Below are 3,228 nucleotides of genomic sequence, written 5' to 3'. Positions count from 1 at the left end.
TGGGGAGTGGACAATTGGTTTTCTAGGGTTATGATCGCCGATAAAGATTAACTCATGGTTACCGCTGAATTGATAGATCTGTTTTAAGATCTCAATGGCTTGTCGGCTTAAAGGCACTAAATGGGTAGTACGCATTTTTGATCCACGATGTGAGTGCTTAACCCCTTCTATCGCTTCACGTTCAGCGGGGATCGTCCACATGGCACTTTCAAAATCGATTTCATCCCAACGAGCGAAGCGCAGTTCACTAGAACGAATAAAAACTAATAAGGTAAGTTTAACTGCAAGTTTAGTTAAAGGCCTTCCCTTATAATCATCGATATGTTGTAAGAACTCAGGTAAGCGTTTAAGTTCTAAGGCCGCTCTATGGACTCGTTTACCTGTCGCAACTGCGCCAGCCATATCTTGTGCCGGATTATAATCAATCAAACCACTTTGTACGGCATAACGCATAATAGCTGTCACACGTTGTTGTAAACGTGCCGCCACCTCAAGACGTCCAGACATCTCTACGGCCTTAATCGGTTCGAGGAGATCGCGAGTTTTCAGTTCGGCAATATTGCGTTTACCAATAGCAGCAAAGATATTGTCTTCTAGACTTTTGAGGACTCGATGGCTATGCCCTTCCGACCACTTCTTATTGGTTGCATGCCAATCACGTGCAACCTTCTCGAATGTATTAAATTCTTTTTGTTGCTCTTCTTTCACTTCTTTGCGTTTTTCGCTTGGATCAAATCCGTTAGCAATTAACTTTCTGGCGGCATCTCTTTTCTCTCTGGCTTCTGCGAGTGAAATATCAGGGTAAACACCCAGCGCTAACATTTTTTGCTTACCGCCAAAGCGATACTGTAAACGCCAATATTTTGAGCCGTTGGTATGTACCATCAAGTGCATACCATCACCATCAGTCAATTTATACGATTTATCCAAAGGCTTGGCAGCCCTGACTTTAGCATCAGTAAGAGCCATGATTTATCTCCTTCTGTTGGTACAAACTATTATCGAATCGAGAGATACCAACACATATACCAACAGTAGGTACTTGATGTGGGTTGACCTTAGTATACTTGGGAAGACTGAAAAGTGGGGAAAAGCCTTGTAAATCTGGGATTTCAGATACAAAAAAAGACGTCTGTTGACGTCTCTTGATGTTCTTATGGTGCCGAAGGCCGGACTCGAACCGGCACACCCGAAGGCGGTTGATTTTGAATCAACTGCGTCTACCAATTCCGCCACTCCGGCACGAAGTGATGTGTTTCTTGGAAAACGTGGCTATTATACTTGCCTTGTCTCGACTAGCAACATTTATCTTGATTATTCAGTTTGTTCGATTAAAAAAAAAGCATGTTGCTTAATATCTCCCTGATTGATATACCGTCCTGCCTTCTAAAATTGAATAACTACTCTCTCTATTAGCCATTTAATGCTTTTTGCTTAATGATCAGCCTAGACATATGTTACTTTAGTCAAATATTTGATTTAATCATTTGCTTCATCAAGGCTGCTGGCGACTTCATACGATTTTTGCTAGCGTATGCACATTGTTGAATTAGTAAAGGTATTTATACATGGGTTTTATAGGCTGGATAGCGACTGGCGTAGTTATTGGCATCCTAATAGGTGCATTAATGAAGGTCTTCGCTAAGAAAAAATAACCTTGGTCTGCTCGACCATCTGCAAAATTACCTATCGGCTGGCTCCTAAACATGAAGAGATCGTTTCTAAAAATTCTGTCAGTGTCTGCATTGTCTCTCGCATTAGCAGCTTGCTCAACGACGACAGAAAAACAACCTAAGTTTTTACAAGGCAATAATGACGCTGAGTCGAATGACTGGCGAGTGTTTGAAGGCGATAGAAGAACCTATGAGCGGGTTGCGAAGATTGTCGATCTGTATGCAAATCGCATTTTTAACGAAAGCGATGCTCGGGGCATGGCAATCATTGTTATTGATAATAACCAAACACTATCACGCTATTATGGGGAAACCGCCCCCGGAAATGGTAAAAAACCGGGCCCTCATTCGCTAGTTAGGATTGCCTCTATCACTAAGTTAATGACCAGTGAAATCTTAATTAAGCTGGAGCAGGATAAAAAATTACTGATAACGGATCCTCTACAACAATACAGTTATCATGGCGTCACTGTACCTGATAATAGTAGTGGTCACCCTATCCGTTTATACCATTTAGCAAGCCATACCAGCGGATTACCACGTGAGCAGCCGGGGGGGAAATGGGGTAGACCTGTTTTTATTTGGCCAACGCAGGATAATCGTTGGAACTGGCTAAAAAATGGTAAACTCGATGCGACACCGGGAACCGAAGCTGCTTACTCAAACCTTGCTTATGATCTGCTTGCTGATGCAATGGTTAAAGCATCGGGGCAGTCCTATCCACAGTTGTTCAGTCGTTATGTAACTTCTCCAGCCAAAATGACCGAAACAACCTACACGCCTAACGCCTCTCAATGCGCAAGGTTGATGGAAGGCACTAAGCCAAGCCCATGCCATAACACGTTAGCGGCGGCAGGAAGCGGCGGTGTCTATTCTACGCCTGCGGATATGCAAAAGTGGATGCAGCAATTTTTATCGACGGATAAAAACCTAAGAAAAGCCACAGCAGCACGTGAGCAAGGTATTTACTTCCCAAGAGAAAAATTACTTGATGTCAAAGGCATGGATGTTGCAGGTCATGCGGATGGTATTGGCCTTGGCTGGGTTTATATGAAGCCACAAAATGGTCGGCCGGGGATTTATCAGAAAACGGGTGGTGGAGGTGGGTTTAATAGCTATATGGCGATGATCCCACAACAAAATATCGGCGTTTTTGTGGTGATGACCCGCAAAGACAGCAGTAAGTTTAGTAAGTTAACCGTGGGGGTTAATGATATGGTGGCCGCTCTATCGGCTAACCATGCGTATGGAAAACATTGAAAGCGTACCGCCGACGCAATGAATGCACTGGCGAGTTATGCCCCAACCCTAAGACACTATTTTATTCAACTTGTTGCCCTTAAATTAGCAATAGGTTGATAAATAACCATTTGTTGTCATTGCTAAACAGCAAGTTTTCTCAACTGTTACCGAGCGATTTTGCTCGGTAACAGTCCTTGCAGCGCTAAAAGAGCCAGATGCGCTTAACTTTTATCCTTTGTTATCGCCAACCATAATGTATTGAATGCACGGCGAGTGATACTAACTCTAAATGTCCTTAAATTAGCAATGGGCT

Annotated in this window: 2 protein-coding genes and 1 tRNA gene; 1 reads left to right on the top strand and 2 read right to left on the bottom strand. The window is 43.1% G+C overall.

The window, feature by feature from the left end:
* Both PR833_RS20160 and PR833_RS20155 read right to left on the bottom strand, forming a co-directional pair.
* Window positions 1–969 (bottom strand): tyrosine-type recombinase/integrase (locus PR833_RS20160; RefSeq protein ID WP_272526474.1); only part of this gene is annotated, 969 nt, incomplete at its 3' end.
* 188 nt (window positions 970–1,157) lie between these two features.
* Window positions 1,158–1,242 (bottom strand) — tRNA-Leu (locus PR833_RS20155).
* A 464-nt stretch (window positions 1,243–1,706) separates the two neighbouring features.
* On the opposite strand from PR833_RS20155, the gene ampH reads away from it, so the two are divergent.
* Window positions 1,707–2,933 carry a D-alanyl-D-alanine-carboxypeptidase/endopeptidase AmpH gene (gene ampH, locus PR833_RS20150; RefSeq protein WP_004915965.1) on the top strand — a complete coding sequence of 409 codons (1,227 nt, stop codon included), beginning with the start codon at window positions 1,707–1,709 and terminating at the stop codon, window positions 2,931–2,933.
* Window positions 2,934–3,228: the final 295 nt, after the last annotated feature.

Source organism: Providencia sp. PROV189, from assembly GCF_028480065.1.
Lineage (GTDB): Bacteria > Pseudomonadota > Gammaproteobacteria > Enterobacterales > Enterobacteriaceae > Providencia > Providencia stuartii.
This window is presented reverse-complemented; position numbering and strand designations above follow the sequence as displayed.

What these genes read in the sequence shown, in the direction of transcription:
- ampH (WP_004915965.1), top strand. Translation starts at nt 1,707, where the DNA reads ATGAAGAGATCGTTTCTAAAAATTCTGTCAGTGTCTGCATTGTCTCTC.